At 76.1% G+C, this 16,750-nt stretch carries 15 protein-coding genes; 6 read left to right on the forward strand and 9 right to left on the reverse strand.

What is annotated here, in order from left to right; genetic code table 11:
* Positions 1–5: 5 nt before the first annotated feature.
* Positions 6–1,460 (reverse strand): DUF2252 domain-containing protein, encoded by a 1,455-nt coding sequence (locus ACF1AK_RS09980; RefSeq protein ID WP_391498265.1) that lies wholly within the window; start codon positions 1,458–1,460, stop codon positions 6–8.
* Between the two features lie 289 nt (positions 1,461–1,749).
* On the opposite strand from ACF1AK_RS09980, the gene ACF1AK_RS09985 reads away from it, so the two are divergent.
* Positions 1,750–2,154 carry a DUF2809 domain-containing protein gene (locus tag ACF1AK_RS09985; RefSeq protein ID WP_391498266.1) on the forward strand — a complete coding sequence of 135 codons (405 nt, stop codon included), beginning with the start codon at positions 1,750–1,752 and terminating at the stop codon, positions 2,152–2,154.
* Between the two features lie 7 nt (positions 2,155–2,161).
* On the opposite strand, the gene ACF1AK_RS09990 is transcribed toward ACF1AK_RS09985, so the two are convergent.
* Entirely contained in the window at positions 2,162–2,944 is a 783-nt protein-coding gene (locus tag ACF1AK_RS09990; protein WP_391498267.1) for an SGNH/GDSL hydrolase family protein, read from the reverse strand.
* 265 nt (positions 2,945–3,209) lie between these two features.
* On the opposite strand from ACF1AK_RS09990, the gene ddaH reads away from it, so the two are divergent.
* On the forward strand, positions 3,210–4,037 hold the full coding sequence (ddaH, locus tag ACF1AK_RS09995; RefSeq protein ID WP_391498268.1) for a dimethylargininase: 828 nt from the start codon (positions 3,210–3,212) through the stop codon (positions 4,035–4,037).
* A gap of 61 nt (positions 4,038–4,098) precedes the next feature.
* Here the strand turns inward: ddaH and ACF1AK_RS10000 are convergent, their stop codons facing one another.
* The 5 genes from ACF1AK_RS10000 to ACF1AK_RS10020 all read right to left on the reverse strand — a co-directional run bounded on the left by ACF1AK_RS10000 (position 4,099) and on the right by ACF1AK_RS10020 (position 8,973).
* Positions 4,099–4,773, reverse strand: coding sequence for a lactate utilization protein C (locus tag ACF1AK_RS10000; protein WP_391498269.1), 675 nt, complete (start codon positions 4,771–4,773; stop codon positions 4,099–4,101).
* On the reverse strand, positions 4,770–6,227 hold the full coding sequence (locus ACF1AK_RS10005; RefSeq protein ID WP_391498270.1) for a lactate utilization protein B: 1,458 nt from the start codon (positions 6,225–6,227) through the stop codon (positions 4,770–4,772). The genes ACF1AK_RS10000 and ACF1AK_RS10005 overlap by 4 nt, the downstream gene beginning before the upstream one ends.
* Complete coding sequence (locus tag ACF1AK_RS10010) at positions 6,224–6,973, reverse strand: (Fe-S)-binding protein (protein WP_391498271.1); 750 nt, start codon at positions 6,971–6,973, stop codon at positions 6,224–6,226. Before ACF1AK_RS10010 ends, ACF1AK_RS10005 begins: the two co-directional genes overlap by 4 nt.
* 156 nt (positions 6,974–7,129) lie before the next feature.
* Positions 7,130–8,344 carry a globin domain-containing protein gene (locus tag ACF1AK_RS10015; RefSeq protein WP_391498272.1) on the reverse strand — a complete coding sequence of 405 codons (1,215 nt, stop codon included), beginning with the start codon at positions 8,342–8,344 and terminating at the stop codon, positions 7,130–7,132.
* Between the two features lie 149 nt (positions 8,345–8,493).
* Positions 8,494–8,973, reverse strand: a complete 480-nt coding sequence (locus ACF1AK_RS10020) for an RrF2 family transcriptional regulator (RefSeq protein WP_391498273.1) — start codon at positions 8,971–8,973, stop codon at positions 8,494–8,496.
* Between the two features lie 213 nt (positions 8,974–9,186).
* Between ACF1AK_RS10020 and ACF1AK_RS10025 the strand changes: the two genes are divergently transcribed.
* The 3 genes from ACF1AK_RS10025 to ACF1AK_RS10035 all read left to right on the forward strand — a co-directional run bounded on the left by ACF1AK_RS10025 (position 9,187) and on the right by ACF1AK_RS10035 (position 12,542).
* Entirely contained in the window at positions 9,187–11,136 is a 1,950-nt protein-coding gene (locus tag ACF1AK_RS10025; protein ID WP_391498274.1) for a hypothetical protein, read from the forward strand.
* Positions 11,133–11,552: a hypothetical protein gene (locus tag ACF1AK_RS10030; protein ID WP_391498275.1), complete on the forward strand. Its 420-nt coding sequence runs from the start codon at positions 11,133–11,135 to the stop codon at positions 11,550–11,552. Before ACF1AK_RS10025 ends, ACF1AK_RS10030 begins: the two co-directional genes overlap by 4 nt.
* Positions 11,553–11,765: 213 nt before the next feature.
* Positions 11,766–12,542 (forward strand): SAM-dependent methyltransferase, encoded by a 777-nt coding sequence (locus ACF1AK_RS10035; protein WP_391498612.1) that lies wholly within the window; start codon positions 11,766–11,768, stop codon positions 12,540–12,542.
* 70 nt (positions 12,543–12,612) lie between these two features.
* On the opposite strand, the gene ACF1AK_RS10040 is transcribed toward ACF1AK_RS10035, so the two are convergent.
* On the reverse strand, positions 12,613–13,512 hold the full coding sequence (locus tag ACF1AK_RS10040) for a PaaX family transcriptional regulator C-terminal domain-containing protein (protein ID WP_391498276.1): 900 nt from the start codon (positions 13,510–13,512) through the stop codon (positions 12,613–12,615).
* Positions 13,513–13,830: 318 nt separating this feature from the next.
* Between ACF1AK_RS10040 and ACF1AK_RS10045 the strand changes: the two genes are divergently transcribed.
* Positions 13,831–15,480 carry a beta-propeller fold lactonase family protein gene (locus ACF1AK_RS10045; RefSeq protein ID WP_391498277.1) on the forward strand — a complete coding sequence of 550 codons (1,650 nt, stop codon included), beginning with the start codon at positions 13,831–13,833 and terminating at the stop codon, positions 15,478–15,480.
* Positions 15,481–16,036: 556 nt separating this feature from the next.
* Here ACF1AK_RS10045 and ACF1AK_RS10050 read toward each other — a convergent pair.
* A complete protein-coding gene (locus ACF1AK_RS10050; RefSeq protein ID WP_391498278.1) occupies positions 16,037–16,447 on the reverse strand; it encodes a hypothetical protein in 411 nt (136 codons plus the stop codon).
* Positions 16,448–16,750: the final 303 nt, after the last annotated feature.

A 16,750-nucleotide genomic window follows, 5' to 3' on the forward strand; every position in this document is an offset into this window, starting at 1 on the left:
GCCGGTCAGACGCCGTGCTCGGCCGGGAGCCGGCCCGAGCGGATCGCCGCCACCAGGTCGGCGTGGTCGGCCTCGGTGCGGTCCGCGTAGGCCACCGCGAACGACGCCAGCGCCTCGTCCAGCGCCTCGTTCTTGCCGCAGTAGCCGGTGATCACCCCCGGGTCGGCGGTGTGCGCGTGGGCGCGGGCGAGCAGCGCACCGGTGATCCGGGCGTAGTCGTCGAGCTGTGCGGGCAGCAGCGCCGCCGGGTCCACGCTGCCCTTGCGGTTGCGGAACTGCCGCACCTGGTAGGGGAGTCCGTCCACCGTCGTCCAGCCGAGCAGGGTGTCGCTGACCACCTGCATCCGCTTCTGGCCGAGCACCACCCGGCGGCCCTCGTGGCTCTCCGGCGTGCTCACCGGGTAGCCGGCCCGGGCCAGGTACGGCAGCAGCACCGACGGGCGGGCCTCCTTCACCTGGAGCACCAGCGGCTGATCCCGGTGGTCGGTCAGCAGCACGACGTAGGAGCGGGTGCCGACGCTGCCGGTGCCCACCACCCGGAAGGCCACGTCGTGCACCCGGTGGCGGGACAGCAGCGGGTGCAGCTCGGCCGGAACCGTCCGGACGTACGGCCCGAGGGCGGCGGCCACCGCCGCGGCGGTGTCGTCCGGCACCTCGCTGAGCACCGGGGGCGCCGCGGTGAACCGCCAACCACCTTCCTCGGTGCGGACGGTGGACTTGGCGGCGAAGCGCGCGCTGGTGTTGCCGAGCGCCTTGGCGGCCACCTTCTCCAGCACCCCGGCGAGGTCGTGCGCCTGGGCGAAGGAGACCAGTTGCTCGTCCGCGACGGCGTTCCAGGCGTCCAGCGCCGACAGCTTGGCGAGCGCGCGCATGGTGCGGCGGTACGCCCCGGCCGCGTCGAAGGCGGCCTGACGGGCGGTGGCCTCGTCCGCGCCGACCTCCCGGCCCGCCAGCACCAGGCTCGCGGCGAGACGCTTGAGGTCCCACTCCCACGGGCCGGGCACGGTCTCGTCGAAGGCGTTGATGTCCATCACCAGCCGGCCGCGGGCGTCGCCGTACAGGCCGAAGTTGGCCGCGTGCGCGTCGCCGCACAGCTGCGCCACGGTGCCGCTGGTCGGGGTGGCGGCGAGGTCGGCGGCCATCAGACCGGCCGAACCGCGCAGGAAGGCGAACGGGGTGGCGGCCATCCGGCCCAGCCGGATCGGCACCAGCTCGGTGAGCCGGCCCGCGTTGGAGGCCTCGATCGCCTCGACGGCGGTCGGACGGTCGGTGGCCGGGGCGAACTCGGCGTGCCCCTCGCGCGGGCTGCGGGCGCGCAGCGCCTTGCCACGCGCCCGGGCACCGCCGTCCTGGCCCGGCGCGAAGCCCTCGACCGTGAACCGCCGCCCGGGCCCGCGCCCGCCCCCCGCCGCGTCCGCCGGTATCCCGGACCCGATCACCGTCTCGGTCAGCTGCGTCACTGCGCCCCGCCCTGTTCTGAGTCGTTCCCGCCCGCGACCGGCGCGGACCCGGCCGCGTACGGGCCGGCCAGCAGGCTACCGGGCCGTCTGCGCGGCCTTCCGGCAGGGAGGGACGCCGGAGGGCCGGCAACGGTTCCGGGGGCGGGGCGGGTGCTGCGGACCGGGCCGGCCGAGGGCGTGACGGGGACCGTGCGGCGAGGGCGCCCGCCGCCGGGCCGGGCTGGGCGCGCGTGCCCCGGTCGCACGCCCCCCCCGGCCCGATCCACGGGCCACGCCCTACGATGCGACGGTGGAGGATCTTCGGGGGTGGTGGGCCGTCCGGGGCCCGGCCGCGGTGGCGGCCGGGCTGACGGTGGCGGCGGGGCTCGGGGTGCGCGCGGTGGCCGGCGGCGACGCCGCCAAGGCCGCGGGCGACGCGCTCTACACGGTGCTGCTGTACGCGCTCGCGCTGCTGGTGACGCCGCGCCTGCGGCCGTGGACGGCGGCCGCCTGGGCCGCCGGGCTGAGCTGGGCGGTCGAGCTGTTCCAGCTCACCGGCGTCCCCGACGGCCTCGCCCGGCACAGCGCGCTCGCCCGGCTGGTGCTCGGCTCCGCCTTCAACCCGCCGGACCTGCTCTGGTACCTGGCCGGCGCCGCGGCGGCCGCCCTGACGCACCTGGGTGCGTCGGCGGCCCGGCGGCGTCTCCTGACCTGACGGTACGTCAGAGCGGCAGCAGTTCGGGCCGCTTGGCCTCGACGTGGTCGCCGGAGGACTCGCCGCGCAGCCGGCGGCCGACCCACGGCAGCAGGTACTCGCGGGCCCACTGGAGGTTCTCCCGGCGCTGCTCGGCGGGGGAGGGCACCGGGACGGCCGGCCACGGCGCCTCCGGGTCCTGCTCGGTGCGCAGGCCCAGCGCGCGGGCGGCCAGCAGTGCGACCCGCTGGTGGCCCTCGGGGGAGAGGTGCAGCCGGTCCTCGCTCCAGGCGCGGCGGTCCCGGACCGCCCGCAGCGACCACAGGTCCGCCACCTGGCAGCCGTGCCGGTCGGCGACGGCCCGCATGTGGCCGTTGTAGGTGGCGATCTTGCCGCGCAGGTGCTTGAGCAGCGGCACGCCGCGGGTGTCGAAGCCGGTGCAGATCAGCACCGTGCCCGCCGAGTCGGCGAGTTGGGCGACGGCGGCCTCGAAGCGCTCGGCGACCTCGTCCGGGTCGCTGCCGGGGCGCAGGATGTCGTTGCCGCCGGCGCAGAAGGTGACCAGGTCCGGCTGGATGCGGCGGACCTGCGGCACCTGCTCGGCCACGATCTGGTCCAGCAGCCGGCCGCGCACGGCGAGGTTCGCGTACCGGAACCCGCCCGGCGGCCGGCCCGCGGCGAGCAGCACCGCCAGCCGGTCGGCCCAGCCGGCGAAGGCGCCGTCGGCCGCGGGGTCGTTCAGCCCCTCGGTGAAGCTGTCCCCGAGGGCGACGTAGGAATCGAGGTCAAGAGTCTCCTGGAGGTTCGGCATGAGAGAGATAGTTCACCGTCTGAAGTGACCTACGCCACCGTAGGTGCCCGGTTGCGGTACGTGAGATCGGCCACGTGCGGTTCCGCGCCCCCGTGCGCCGGGTGACTGCGCCGTCCGGCCGCCCGAGAGGGGTGTGCGAACGGTCCTGCCGGGGCAGCCGCCCTCTGGGTCGTGGACGCCGGGTACGGCTGCCGCCCGCGCCCGCTCCGAAGCCCCGTCCCCGAGCCCCGTCCCGCAGTCCCTTCCCGATGGCGGAGGTCGCCGCATGTCCCACCGATTCCCGGAGCGCACCGCGAGGCCGCGGCGCTACCTCATGTGCCGTCCGACGTACTTCACCGTCGAGTACGCGATCAACCCGTGGATGGACCCCTCGAAGCCGACCGACACCACGCTCGCCGTCCGCCAGTGGGAGCGGCTGCGCGCGCTGTACGAGGAGCTCGGCCACACCGTCGAGCTGATCGAGCCGGTGCCCGGTCTGCCGGACATGGTGTACACGGCCAACGGTGCGACCGTGCTCGACGGCCGGGTGCTGGTGGCCACCTTCCGCCACGCCGAGCGGGCCGCCGAGTCCGACGCCCACCACGCCTGGTTCCGGGCCGGCGGCTACCGCGAGGTGCGGCGCGCCGCGCACGTCAACGAGGGCGAGGGCGACCACCTGCTGGTCGGCCGCCGGGTGCTGGCGGGCTCGGGCTTCCGCACCGACCCCGCCGCCCACACCGAGGCCCGGGCCGTCTTCGGCCTGCCGGTGCTCGGCCTGGAACTGGTGGACCCGCGCTTCTACCACCTGGACACCGCGCTGGCGGTGCTCGCCGACGACCACGTCATGTACTACCCGCAGGCGTTCACCCCGGACAGCCAGGCGCTGCTGCGCAGCCTCTACCCGGACGCCATCCTCGCCGAGCGGGAGGACGCCGAGGCGTTCGGCCTGAACGCGGTCTCCGACGGCCGCCGGGTGCTGCTCCCGGAGGCGGCGAAGTCCCTGGCCGCGCGGCTGGCCGACGCCGGCTACGAGCCCGTGCCGGTCGACCTCTCCGAACTCTTCAAGGGCGGCGGCGGCCCCAAGTGCTGCACCCTGGAGCTCCGCCCGGCCTGACGCGCGGGGCCGCCCCGCGCCGGCCCGGCCGGCCGCACGCGCGCCGCCCGGGCACCGGGGCTCAGTCGCCGCCCGTCACCAGGACGACCTCCAGGGTGCGGGGGCCGTGCACGCCCTCGACGCGGTCGAGTTCGATGTCGCTGGTGGCCGAGGGGCCGGAGATCCAGGTCTGCGGGCGGGCCGGGTCGAGGAGCGGGAGGGCGAGCGGGACGGAGGCGACCACCTGCTCGGGCGCGCGGACCACGCAGACGTGGTGGTCGGGCACGAGCGTCAGCAGACGGCGGCCCTGGCCCGGGCCGGCGTCCAGGACCAGGGTGCCGGTCTCGGCGATCGCCAGGGCGCAGCCGGTGAGCACGCTGTCGACGGTGTCCAGCCGGGCGGCGGTGAGCGGGCCCCCGGGGCCGTCGTCCGGGAGCGCGCGGGCCCGGGTGACGGTGAGCCAGTCGGACGGCAGACCGGGCGGGACGGCCACGGTGCGGGTGCCGCGGGCCTCGAACAGGGCGGCGAGCAGCAGCGGCAGCCGGCCGGCGGTGCAGCGGTGGACCAGGGCGCGGTAGTCCGCGAGGTGGCGCTCCAGCAGGTCGAGCAGCGCGCCGGGATCGTCGGCGGGGACGTGGCTGCGCAGGTAGTCGCGCGGCACGGGCGCCGGCTGCGGCCCGCCGCCGCGCAGCGCGGCCCGGATCCGGGCGAGCACCAGGTCGCGCGAGCCGGTGGACGGGGGCGGGTGGCCGCTCACGGGCGGTTCCTCCGCCACCAGTCGCGGAACGGTTCGGCGGGGACGGCCGGCAGCTCCCGGGTGTCGGTCCAGGCCCGGCCGGGGCCGGGGAGGCGGCGCGGGTGGAGCCGCCGGGTGCGGGCGGCGGCCCGTTCGGCGGCCCGCAGCAGGGCGGGGCGGTCGAGGACGTAGCCGGCGGCGGCCATCGCGGCCCGCTCCAGCCGGTGGCCGCGCTGCCCGGCGACCCGTTCGCGCAGGTGGACCAGCACCTCGGGGATGTCGATGGCCACCGGGCAGACCTCGTAGCAGGCCCCGCAGAGCGAGGAGGCGAACGGCAGCGAGGCGTCCAGGGGGGTGGTGGTGCCGCGCAGTTGGGGGGTGAGGACGGCGCCGATCGGCCCGGGGTAGACCGAGCCGTAGGCGTGTCCGCCGGCCCGCTCGTAGACCGGGCAGACGTTGAGGCAGGCCGAGCAGCGGATGCAGCGCAGCGTCTGGCGGCCGACCCGGTCGGCGAGCGCGTCGGTGCGGCCGTTGTCGAGCAGCACCAGGTGGAACTCCTCGGGCCCGTCGCCGTGCGGGCCGTCGGCGTGGGTGCCGGTCCAGAGCGAGGTGTAGGGGTTCATCCGCTCGGCGGTGGCGGAGCGGGGCAGCAGTTGCAGGAAGACCTCCAGGTCCTGCCAGGTGGGCAGGACCTTCTCGATGCCGACCACCGAGATCAGGGTGCGCGGGAGGGTCAGGCACATCCGCCCGTTGCCCTCCGATTCCACGACCACCAGGGTGCCGGTCTCGGCGATCATGAAGTTGGCGCCGGAGACCGCGACCCGGGCCCGCAGGAACTTCTCCCGCAGGTGCAGCCGGGCCGCCTCGGCGAGGTCGCCGGGCGCGTCGGTGAGCCCGTCCGGGGCCGGGCGGCCCCAGTCGGCCATCCGCCGGGTGAAGATCTCCCGGATCTCGCCGCGGTTGCGGTGGATCGCCGGGACGAGCAGGTGGGAGGGCCGGTCCTCGCCCAACTGGACGATCAGCTCGGCGAGATCGGTCTCGTAGGCGCGGATGCCGGCCTCGGCCAGCGCCTCGTTGAGCCCGATCTCCTGGGTGGCCATGGACTTGACCTTGACCACCTCGCTCTCGCCGGTGGCCCGGACCAGGCCGGTGACGATCCGGTTGGCCTCGGCGGCGTCGGCGGCCCAGTGCACCGTGCCGCCCGCGGCGGTCACCTTCTCCTCCAACTCAAGGAGGTAGCGGTCGAGTTGCAGCAGGGTGTGATCCTTGACCGCCTTGCCGGCGGCGCGCAGCTGCGCCCAGTCGGCGAGCTCCGTGACGGCGCGGGCCCGCTTCTCCCGGATGGTGCGGGTGGCGCGCCGCAGATTGCCGCGCAGCCGTTCGTCCCGGACGGCCCCGGCGGCGGCCTGCGGGAAGGGCACCTCGGGGGAGACCCCGGGCGGGAAGGCGGGCATGCCGAGGAACGTCCCGCTCACGGTGCCGCCCGCCAGGGCGCGGCCTCGGTGCTGGCGAGGATCTCGGCGAGGTGCAGCGGGCGCAGCGGCGCGCCCTGGCGGCGCAGGGTGCCGCCGAGGTGCAGCAGACAGGAGTTGTCGCCGCCGCAGAGCACCTCGGCGCCGGTGGCCAGGGCGTTGGCGGTCTTGTCGGCGGCCATCGCGGCCGAGACCGCCGGGTTCTTCACGGCGAAGGTGCCGCCGAAGCCGCAGCACTCCTCGGCGCCGGGCAGGTCGACCAGCTCCAGTCCGCGGACGGCGCGCAGCAGCCGCAGCGGGCGGTCGCCGAGGCCGAGCAGCCGCAGGCCGTGGCAGGAGGGGTGGTACGTCACGGTGTGCGGGAACCACGCGCCGACGTCCTCGACGCCCAGCACATCGGTGAGGAACTCGGCCAGTTCGTGCACCCGGGGCGTCAACGCGGCGACCTCGGAGGCGAGCGTGCCGCCGGCGCGGGCGGCGATCCGGGGGTGGGCGTCGCGGACCATGGCCACGCAGGAGCCGGACGGCGCCACCACGTGGTCGTACCCGGCGAAGGCCCGCACGGTGCGGCGCACCAGCGGTTCGCAGGCCTTCACGTAGCCGCTGTTGTACTGCGGCTGGCCGCAGCAGGTCTGTGCGGGCGGGAAGCCGACCTCGACGCCCAGGCGTTCCAGCAGCCGGACGGTGGCGATCGCGGTGGACGGCAGCAGCGCGTCGTTGACGCAGGTGGCGAACAACGCGACGCGCAAGGGTCCTCCCGAGCCCGGGGTGCGGGGTGCCGGAGCGGTCCGGTACGCCGGTGATCGTACCGAGCCGCCGCTGCGGACGGCGGTGCACCACGCCGGGCGCGCCGCCCCGGACAGCGCTCTCCGGGGCGGCGGCACCGGCCCGCCGGGGCCGACGGGTCAGGCGTCCCGGCCGAGCCAGAGGTCCGGGCCGAACACCTCGTAGTGGATGTCGGCGGCCGGGACGCCGGCCGCGAGGAGCTGGCCGCGGACGGCGCGCAGGAACGGCAGCGGGCCGCAGAGGTAGGCGGTGGTGCCCGCCGGGACCTCGACCGAGGCCAGGTCGACCAGGCCGGTGCGGTCGGCCGGCCAGTCGCCGAGCGGCCGCTCGTAGAAGACGTGGGCGGTGGCGTTCGGCAGCTCGGCGGTCAGCCGGGCGAGCTCGGCGCGGAAGGCGTGCGACAGCTGGTCGCGGTCGCCGTGCACGGTGATGACCCGGCGGGCCGAGCCGGTGGCGGCGAGGTGGGCCAGCATCGCGGTCATCGGCGTGTTGCCGATGCCGGCCGAGGCGAGCAGCACCGGACCGTCGCCCTCGGCGAGCGCGACGTCGCCGAACGGCGGGGCGATGTCGAGGACGTCGCCGGCCCGCAGGGTCTCGTGCAGGTGGTTGGAGACCTCGCCCTCCGGGCCGCCCGCGACCTCGGCGGTGGCGCGCTTCACGGTGAACTGGAGTGCGCCGGCCGGGGCGCCGGAAAGGCTGTACTGGCGGATCTGCCGGGCGCCGTCCGGGAGTTCGGCGCGCACCGAGACGTACTGGCCGGGCTTGGCCGGCGGCAGCGGCCGGCCGTCGGCCGGGCGGACCAGATAGGTGGTCACGTCGTCGGTCTCCTGGTGGCGGGCGACCACGGTGAAGGGGCGCCACAGGTCGGCCGGGTCGGTGCCCTGGGCGGCGGCGGCCTCGTCGCGCAGCCGGCCCTCGATGGCGATGAGCGCGTTGGCCATCAGCCAGTAGACCTCGTCCCAGGCGGCCGCGACCTCGGGGGTGACGGCCTCGCCGAGCACCTCGGTGATGGCGGCGAACAGGTGCTCGTGGACGATCTTGTACTGGTCGTCGGTGATGCCGACCGAGACGTGCTTGTGGGCGATGCGGGCGAGCAGCGCGTCCGGACGGCTGTCCGGGGCGGCGAGCAGCGCGGTCGCGAAGGCGGCTATCGAGCCCGCGAGCGCCTGCCGCTGGCTGCCGTTGGCCTGGTTGCCCCGGTTGAACAGGTCGCGCAGCAGCTCCGGGTGGGCGGCGAACATCATGTCGTAGAAGAGCGGGGTGATGTCGCCGATCGCACCGCCCACGACGGGCAGGGTGGCTTCGACGACCTCGGCGGACTTGGCGGACAGCATCGGAGGCGCTCCAAATTGGAATATGAGAGTCGTATTTTCGGCCGTGCGGAAGCGCGGACCGGCGGGGGGAGGCGGCGCGGGTGCGACGGTGGGCCGTGCGGTGCGGTACTGCGGTGGGGTGTTGGGGCGTCGGGGTGTGCCGGAGCGCGTCAGCCGGTGGGGCCGGCGACGGGTTCGGGCCTCGCGGCGAGGCCCGGTCTCAGGGTGAGGCCGAGCAGGACGGGCCCGGTCGGCGCGGTCACCAGATCGCCGATCGAGAGCGGGTCGAGGGTGGCGAAGAACGCCTCCTGCGCGCTGCGCAGGATCCCGCGCAGCCGGCAGGCCGACCGCAGGGGGCACGGTGGTTCGTCCTCGCAGCCGACCACGTCGCCCACCCCTTCCAGTTCGCGCAGCAGCGCCCCGAGCGAGCCGGTGCGGCCGAGCGTGGTGAGGGACAGGCCCCCGCCGCGACCGCGCCGCGCCGACACCACGCCGAGGTGCTGCAGCCGGCTGACCACCTTGGCGGCGTGGGTGTACGGCACGCCGACCGCCTCGGCCACCTCGCGGGTGGTCGGGTCGGCCTCCTCGTCGAGGACGGCCAGCCGCATGGCGATGCGGAGGGCGATGTCGGTGCTCTTGGTCAGCCTCACGTTCGAGAGGCTAGCGAATGCGACTCCAGGACTCCAATTTTCTGCACGCGGCACGGACCGGAGCCGGGCCGTTACGTGTCGCGGCCGGCGGGAAAGCTGTCCGGTGGACACCCAACTGCTTTACGGTCCGAGCTCGTTCGCCGGAAGGCGACCTGAGAGATGGGGGACGTCATGGACAGCGGTGCCCAGCCGCCACCTCCGCCACCGGAGCCCTTGCCTCCGCCGCTGCAGAAGCCCGTCCCGCCGCCGGAGGCCGCGCCGCCGCAGTCGGCCGGGCCGCAGTGGGGCGCCGTCCCGCTCGGGCCGGTCCGCCCGGGGCCGCCCGCCGCCCTGCCGCCCGCCACCCTGCCTCCGGTCCCGACGGGCGTCGTTCCGCCCGCCGCCGTTCCACCCGCCGCCGTTCCGCCCGCCGCTCCGTGGGCCGCCCCGCCGCCGCCGAGTCCTGCCCCGCCCGTTCCCGCCCCGCCGGCCCGGCCCGCGCTGCCCGCCACGCCCGAGAACCTCCGCCGGCAGGTCGGCCTCGTCCCCGGCGACGCCACCCGCTACCTGTGCGCCGCCGCCTGGCTGGACCGGCACTTCCGCGGGGCGCTGATCAGGGAACTCGTCGAGCACTCGGTCCGCATCCCCGCCCCCTCGCCCGGCACCGACGTGGTCCGGGTGCTGCACGAGGCCCTCACCGCCCGCCGCTGGGAGGCCTGGACCGGCGCCGTCCTCCTGATCGTCCTCGTCCTCGGCTTCCCGCTGTTCGGCGTCGCGGCCGGTTCCGTCGCGGTGCTGGTGGCCCTGCTGCCGGTCCTGTTCCTCGGCGCCGGCGCGGACCGGATGGACCACCGGCTCGGCCTGGAGGTCGAGGAGACGGAGTTCCCCGCCCCGCGCCCCCGCAGCCGCGTCGTGCGCACGGAGGGTCTCGTCCTCGGCTGCCTGCTGGCGGTCGCGCTCGTCGGCGTCCTCGCGCACGAGCTGCCCTCGTACGACGCGGACTGGGCCGGCCTGCTCGGGCCCGTCTTCGCCGAACTGCTGATGCTCTGCCTGGTCGCGGCCGCCCTGCGGTACGGGATCCGTCGCCGGCTGGTCGCCCTCGGCGGCCTCGGCCCGGCTCCCGTGCCCCCGGTGGAACCGCAGGGCGGCGTCGCCGCCCGGCTCTACGAGCGGCTGCGCGAGCAGCAGGGCGGACCCGAACTGCTCTACAGCCGGCAGGCGCCGCTGGTCGGCCTCGGCGTGCCGGGGCGCGCCTGGCGGATGACCTTCGAGCTGCGCCCCTCCGCCGAACGCGACACCGAGGGGCGGGCGCCCGATCCGCTCGACGCGGCCGTGCTCTACCGGGCCATCGCCCAGCAGGTCCGCGCCCTGGCCCAGGACCCGCGTTATCCGGAGGACCCGCTGCGCGGACTCTCCGTCACCGACCGGGTGTACCGGCCCGGTCTGCGGGACGACCACCCGGCGGACTGGCTCGGCGCGATGTCCGTCCGGGCGGGCGACCGCTTCCAGCTCGAACCCGCCTGGGCCGACCTGCTGAGCCGCACCGGCCACGAGCGGCTGCGTCACTACCTGGCGGTCAGGGTCGGTTCCTGGCAGGAGGAGGTGGTCGTCACCGTGCTGGTCCGCGCCAGTACCCGGGGCGGCCTGCTCTACCTGGAATGGCTGCCGTACGTGCTGGGCCCGGTCGCGCACCACTACCACGTGGTCGACCTGCTCGGGGAGCGCTCCGACCTCGGCCACGCGGTGAACGCGCTCGGCTGGGCCGCCCGTCGGCTCAGCAGCGACGTCGGCGCCGCCGTCCGCCAGCTGTGGGAGGTGCAGGCCTCGAACAGCCGCGGGGCCAGGCACCGTCAGCACTACGCCGCGAGCGTCCGGGCCGGCCGCGCGGTCGACTACGCGCCCCGGACCAGTGCGCGTGAACTCGGCTCCGCCGGGGTGTACGAGAACCTCTTCCAGGAACACGACGTGCAGCGCTTCCTCAACACCGTCACCCAGCGGGTGTTCAGCGCCGTCGGCGGCGAGCTGCGGGCGCGCGGCTACGACAACGCGGCCTTCGAGGAGCAGAGCCAGAGCATCACCAACATCAACAACGGCGGCGTCCAGGTGGTCAACTCCGCCGTGGACGGACCGGTCGTGGGCGGGGCCGGCGCGAACATCAACCTGCCGAAGGGGAAGAACACATGACGGAGAAGCAGCCGCCCGCCGGCAACCGCAACGACGGCGGCGTCCAGGTGGTCGGCTCCACCGTCCGCGGTCACGTGGCCGGCGGCCGGGGCGCGACCGTGTCGATCGGCGCCGGGGCCGCCGGGCCCCAGGGGCCGGGAGGCCCCGAGCAGCTGCGGGTCGAGGCCCGGGCGTTGCGCGCGGCGCTCGCCCGGCTGCGCGCCGAACAGCCGGGCGCCGTACCGGAGGAGGACGCCGAGGACGCCGACGCCGCGCTCGCCGGGATCCTCGACGAGACGGCGCTCGACGAGCCCCGCGAGGGGCCGCTGCGCCGCCGGGTCGGCACGGTGGCCGACGCGCTGCGCACGGTCGCGGTGCTCGCCGCGGCGGTGAGCGGCCTGGAGGCAGCCTTCGCGGCCCTGTTCGGGCAGACCTGAAGGCCCGCCGGGCCGCCGTTCCCCGGGTTACGGTTACCATGCGCACCAAGGCGCGGCGCCTGCGGAGTTGACGCGGGCCCGGAGCGCCGACGGAGCACGGACGGAACATCAACGGGGATGTACGGAGGGGTGGGCATGGCGCGCGCTGACCGGGTGGCGGGGGAGCGGACGGGCGGACGGGGCGAGGACGGCTGGACGGGGGTGGACCTCCGGATGGACGTCCCGCACTCGGCGCGCGTGTACGACTACCTCATCGGCGGCAAGACCAACTTCGAGCCGGACCGGGCCGCCGCGCACGCCTCGGTCAAGGCCTGGCCGGCGCTGCCGACCTCGATGCGCACCACCCGCGGCTTCATGGAGCGGGTGGTCCGCCACCTCGCCGAGGAGCACGGCGTGCGGCAGTTCCTGGACATCGGCGCGGGCATCCCCGCCGCGCCGAACGTGCACGAGATCGCCCAGGAGGTGGCGCCGAGTTCGCGGGTGGTGTACGTCGACAACGACCCGATCGTGCTGACCCACGCCCGGGCGCTGATGTCCAGCCGCCCGGAGGGCCGCACCGCCTACCTGGACGCGGACCTGCGCGACGTCGACTCGATCCTGCACGCGCCGCGGCTGCGCGAGGTCCTCGACCTGACGCGGCCGGTGGCGCTCTCGCTGATCGCCATCGTGCACTTCGTCCTCGACGAGGACGACCCGCAGGGCATCGTGCGCCGGCTGATGGACCACCTGGCGCCGGGCAGCTTCCTCGCCCTGACCGTGTTCACCGGCGACACCGACCCGGTCGGCGTCGGCGGAGTGGGGCGCGAGTACAACGCCCGGGGCATCCCGCTGCAGATCCGGGACCGGGCCGAGACGCTGGCCTTCTTCGACGGCTACGAGCTGCTGGACCCGGGTGTCACGCTGGTCCACCGCTGGCGCCCGGAGCCGGGGGCCGCGCCGGTGCGCGACCAGGACATCGCGATGTACGGCGGCGTGGCCGTCAAGCGCTGAGCCGCCGGGCGCCGAGCCGTCCGCTCCATCCGGCGGGCGCGGGACCGTCCCGCCGCGCCGTGGTGGCGGTTCAGGCCGTCCGCGGCTCGCCGGTGATCTCGGCCATGACCTCGTCGTAGCGCTGGAAGAACCGGGGGCCGGGCCCGGGGGCGTCCCGCTCGGCGCGGCGCAGCAGGCGCCAGCAGTCGGCGGTGAGCGCCCGGGCCTCGGCGCCGGGCCAGGGACGGGGGAGCAGTTCGGGCGGGAGCAGCGGGTCGTCCGCGGTGGCCCGGGTGAACGCGGCGGCCAGCTCGACGGCGATCGCCATCCGCTCGATCCGGGCGGGGGCGTCCGCCGGGTCCGGGGCGGTCAGCCGGGCGAGGCACGCGGCGGCCAGTGCGGCCAGCCGGCGGTGGCCCTCGGCGAGGTCGTCGAGCGGCCACAGCCGGCGGGCCAGGGCGGGCGGGGCGTCCTCGCCCGCGATGCGCAGGTCGGTGCTGGTGAGCAGGGTGACGCAGTCCCGGACGCCGAGGTGGGCGGCCTCGGCCTCGACGAGGGGTTCCCAGTCGTTGGCGCTGACGTAGAGACCGCCCTGGAGGGCCGCGCCGCCGAGCCGGACCAGCGCTTCGCGCAGCGCGTCCCGCGCGGCGCGGGCGGCCTCGGGGACGGCGAAGGCGACCAGGTGCCAGCGGCCGTCCCACGGGGCGAGCCCGGCGTCCTGGGCGTACATGTGGCGGACGAACGCGGCCTCCGGCTCGGCGGAGCGGCGGGCCCGGTCGGTCTCGCGCAGCACGGCGCGCCGGCCGCGGCCCTCCTGGACGAGGAGGCCGTCGGCCGCCATCCGCTTGATGCACAGGCGCACCTGCTGGTCGGTCATGCCGAGCTCGCCCGCGACGCCGTACAGCTCCCCGGCGTCGATGGTGCCGTCCGCCCGGACCATGCCCTCGACCAGCGTGCGGGTGGGCACCTCGATGCGTCCGTCCTCGGCCATCGTCGCCGTTCCTCCCGCCGTGCCGCGTACCGTCTCCTGCCCAGGAGTGTAGCGGCCTTGAAACGATCGCCGTCCGGACGAGCGTTGGGTACCCGGCGGCTCCGGGTGGGCGGCCGGTGGTCCTCGGCGGTCCCTGGTGATCCCTGGTGATCCCTGGTGATCCCTTGTGGCCGACGAAGGTTCGAATGATGACCATCTGCCCGAATTTGAACGGCTGATGACAATCCCGGTCATCCGCTGATGATCCGTCAGCCGGGCTTCTACGCTTCGGGCGACCCGGGGGGACCGCCCGTCCCTCCGACGAGCCTGGAGACCCCGTTGACCAGACGCCCCTCCCCGCGCCGCTCCTGGACGGCGGTGGCCGCCGTCGGCGCGGCCACCGCCGCACTGCTGGCCCAGCCCGCCGCCGCTGCCGCCGCCGCGGCGCCGCCCACGGTGACGGCCACCGTCGCCGTCGCGCCGTACCCGGCGGGCGTCGCGCTCGCGCCGGACGGCGGGCGGGCCTACGTGACCAGCCAGAGCAGCGGCACGGTGACCGTGCTGTCCACTGCCACCGGCGCGGTCACCGGCACCTTCACCGCCGGCACCGGCTCCTACGCGGCGGCCTTCACGCCCGACGGCGCGCACGCCTACCTCACCCACCACCTCACCGGCACGGTCAGCGTGGTGGACACCGCGACCGGCACCGTCACCGCCACCGTCCCGGTCGGCGCCGGAGCCTTCGGCGTGGCGGTCGCCCCCGACGGCGCCCGCGCGTACGTGAGCAATGCGGACGCCGGTACGGTCAGCGTGCTCGACACCGCGAGCGGCAGCGTCACCGCCACCGTCCCGGTCGGCGCCGAACCGCACGGGCTGGCGGTGGCCCCCGGCGGCGGGCGGGTGTACGTGGCGGCCTCCGGGGGGCAGCGGGTCGACGTCATCGACACCGCCACCGCCACCGTGAGCGCCTCGATACCGGTCGGCCACGGCGTCTTCGGCCTCGCCCTGGCCCCCGACGGCTCCCGGCTCTGGACCGGCAACGGCGGGGACTCCACCGTCAGCGTGGTGGACACCGCCGCCCTGGCCGTGACCGCGACCGTCCCGGTCGGCACCAACCCGTACGCGGTCACCGCCGCCCCCGACGGCCGCTCCGTCTACGCGAGCAACTACGCCGACGGCACGCTCAGCGTGCTCGACGCCGCGAGCGGCAGCGTCACGGCCACCGTCCCGGTGGGGGCGGGCCCGTTCACACTGGCGCTCACGCCCGACGCCCGGCGCGGCTACCTGGCCGATTTCGACGGCGGCGCGCTGAGCGTCCTCGCCTTCCCGCCGCCGGTGCCCGCGGTCACCGGGATCAGCCCCGCGAGCGGCCCGCAGGCCGGCGGCACCGTGGTCACCGTCACCGGCACGGACCTGGCGGGCGCCACCGCCGTGAGCTTCGGCGCCGCCGGCGATGCCCCCTCCTTCTCCTGCACCGCCACCTCCTGCACCGCCACCGCACCGCCCGCGGCGGCCGCCGGGACGGTCGACGTCCGGGTCACCACGCCCGGCGGCACCAGCGCGGTCACGGCCGCCGACCGGTTCGGCTACCAGGCGCCCGGCGCGGACCTCGCCGTGGCGCTCTCCGCCGCCCCGGGGTCCGGCCTGCTCGCCGGACGCGTCGACTACACGCTGACCCTCACCGACCGGGGCCCCGGCGAGGTGACCGCCGCGACCGTCGAGGCCGCCCTGCCCGCCGGGATCGTCGCGAGCAGCACCGACTGCACCGTCGCCGCCGGGCGGCTGACCTGCGCACTCACCGCCCCGCTGGCCGCCGGCGCGAGCACCACCCGCCACCTCACACTCCAGGTGGGCCTGCTGGTCAACCTCGGCCGGACGTTCACCGTCACCGCCGCTCGCACCTCCGGCGCCCCGGTCGACCCGGTCGCCGCCGACGACGCGGCCGGCCGCACCTGCCGGGTCGCGCTCCTCGCGGTCACCTGCGACTGAGCCGCCCTCCTCGGCAGCCGGGCGGGCCCGGTCCCGGGGCGAGCACCCCCCGGGACCGGGCCCGCCCCGCGATTTCCGGCTGGAAACGCACTTCTCCCGCCGGGAGTCCACCGCCCGCCACCACCTCACCGGGTCCGGCGCGCAGACCATGGCGATGTCGGAACTGCTCGCCCTCGCGGACCCCGGGGACCGGCAGGCCTGGGGAGACCCTCGCCCTCGGCCGCACCGAGACCCTCGGCGACCCGGGCCTGCGGGAGGCGGTCGCCGGCACGTACGAGCCGGCCGGCCCGGAGGACGTGATCTGTCTCGGCGGCGCGCAGGGGGGGCTCGACCTGGCCGTGCAGACGCTGCTCGGCCCCGACGGCCACGCCGTGGTCGTCACCCCCGACCACCAGTCCGCCGAGACCCTTCCGCTCCCGCTCCGCGAGGGCGCCGGCGCTGCTGAGCCGCCGGACCGGCGACCCGGGTGCCGGCCACCGGGTGCGGACCCGGTGGCCGGCCGGGGCCGGTGCGCGCGAGGCACCGGCCCGTCAGTTCCCCGTCCTCGGACGGGGCGTCAGAACGGGCCGGTACAGGTGGTCACCTGCTGCGCCGCCTCCAGGGCGGGGCCCGCGGTGGCGCAGACCATCTTGAGGTCCGTGGTGACGACGCGGGGCGTCACGGCCTGGGCCGAGCCCCGGGTGACGGTGGTCGCGGAGGCGGCCGTCACCCACGGGCTGCCCCAGGCGCGCTGGGTGCGCACCTCGACCGTGACGACCGTCACCTGGCCCGGGTCGGCGGAGACCTGGGCGATGCCGACGACGCCGCCCGCGCCGTCCCGCTGCTGCCAGACGCAGGGCTGGTTCAGCACGGTCGCGCACGCGGCGGCACCGGTCTCGGGGGAGGGCGTCGCGGCTGCGGCCGGAAGGATCGTGGCCGCCGTGATCCCTGCCGCCGTCACCATCAGGGCTGCGATCCGAGCGCGCATGATGTCAACCTCCTTGGAATGAAAGGGAATCTCACTCTGTGGGATGAGTCTTGCACAAATCCGGGACATGCCCTATGTGTGTTGCATCACACCCATGGTGACCGTTCAACTACCCACTGCGATCCCGCCGGTGACGTCGTGGTTACCGTCAGGTGTCGGCGGTCCGGCGGACCGGAGCTCGGGCCGTCCGGCGGTCCGGCGGGCCGGTGCGGTCGGCGGGCCGGTGCGATCGGCGGGCCGGTGCGGTCGGCCGTGGCCCCGGTGGGCCGGTCCCCGGCAACTCGCCCGCCCCGGCGCGCCGTT

Source organism: Kitasatospora sp. NPDC015120, from assembly GCF_043080305.1.
In the GTDB taxonomy this organism is placed as follows: Bacteria; Actinomycetota; Actinomycetes; order Streptomycetales; family Streptomycetaceae; genus Kitasatospora.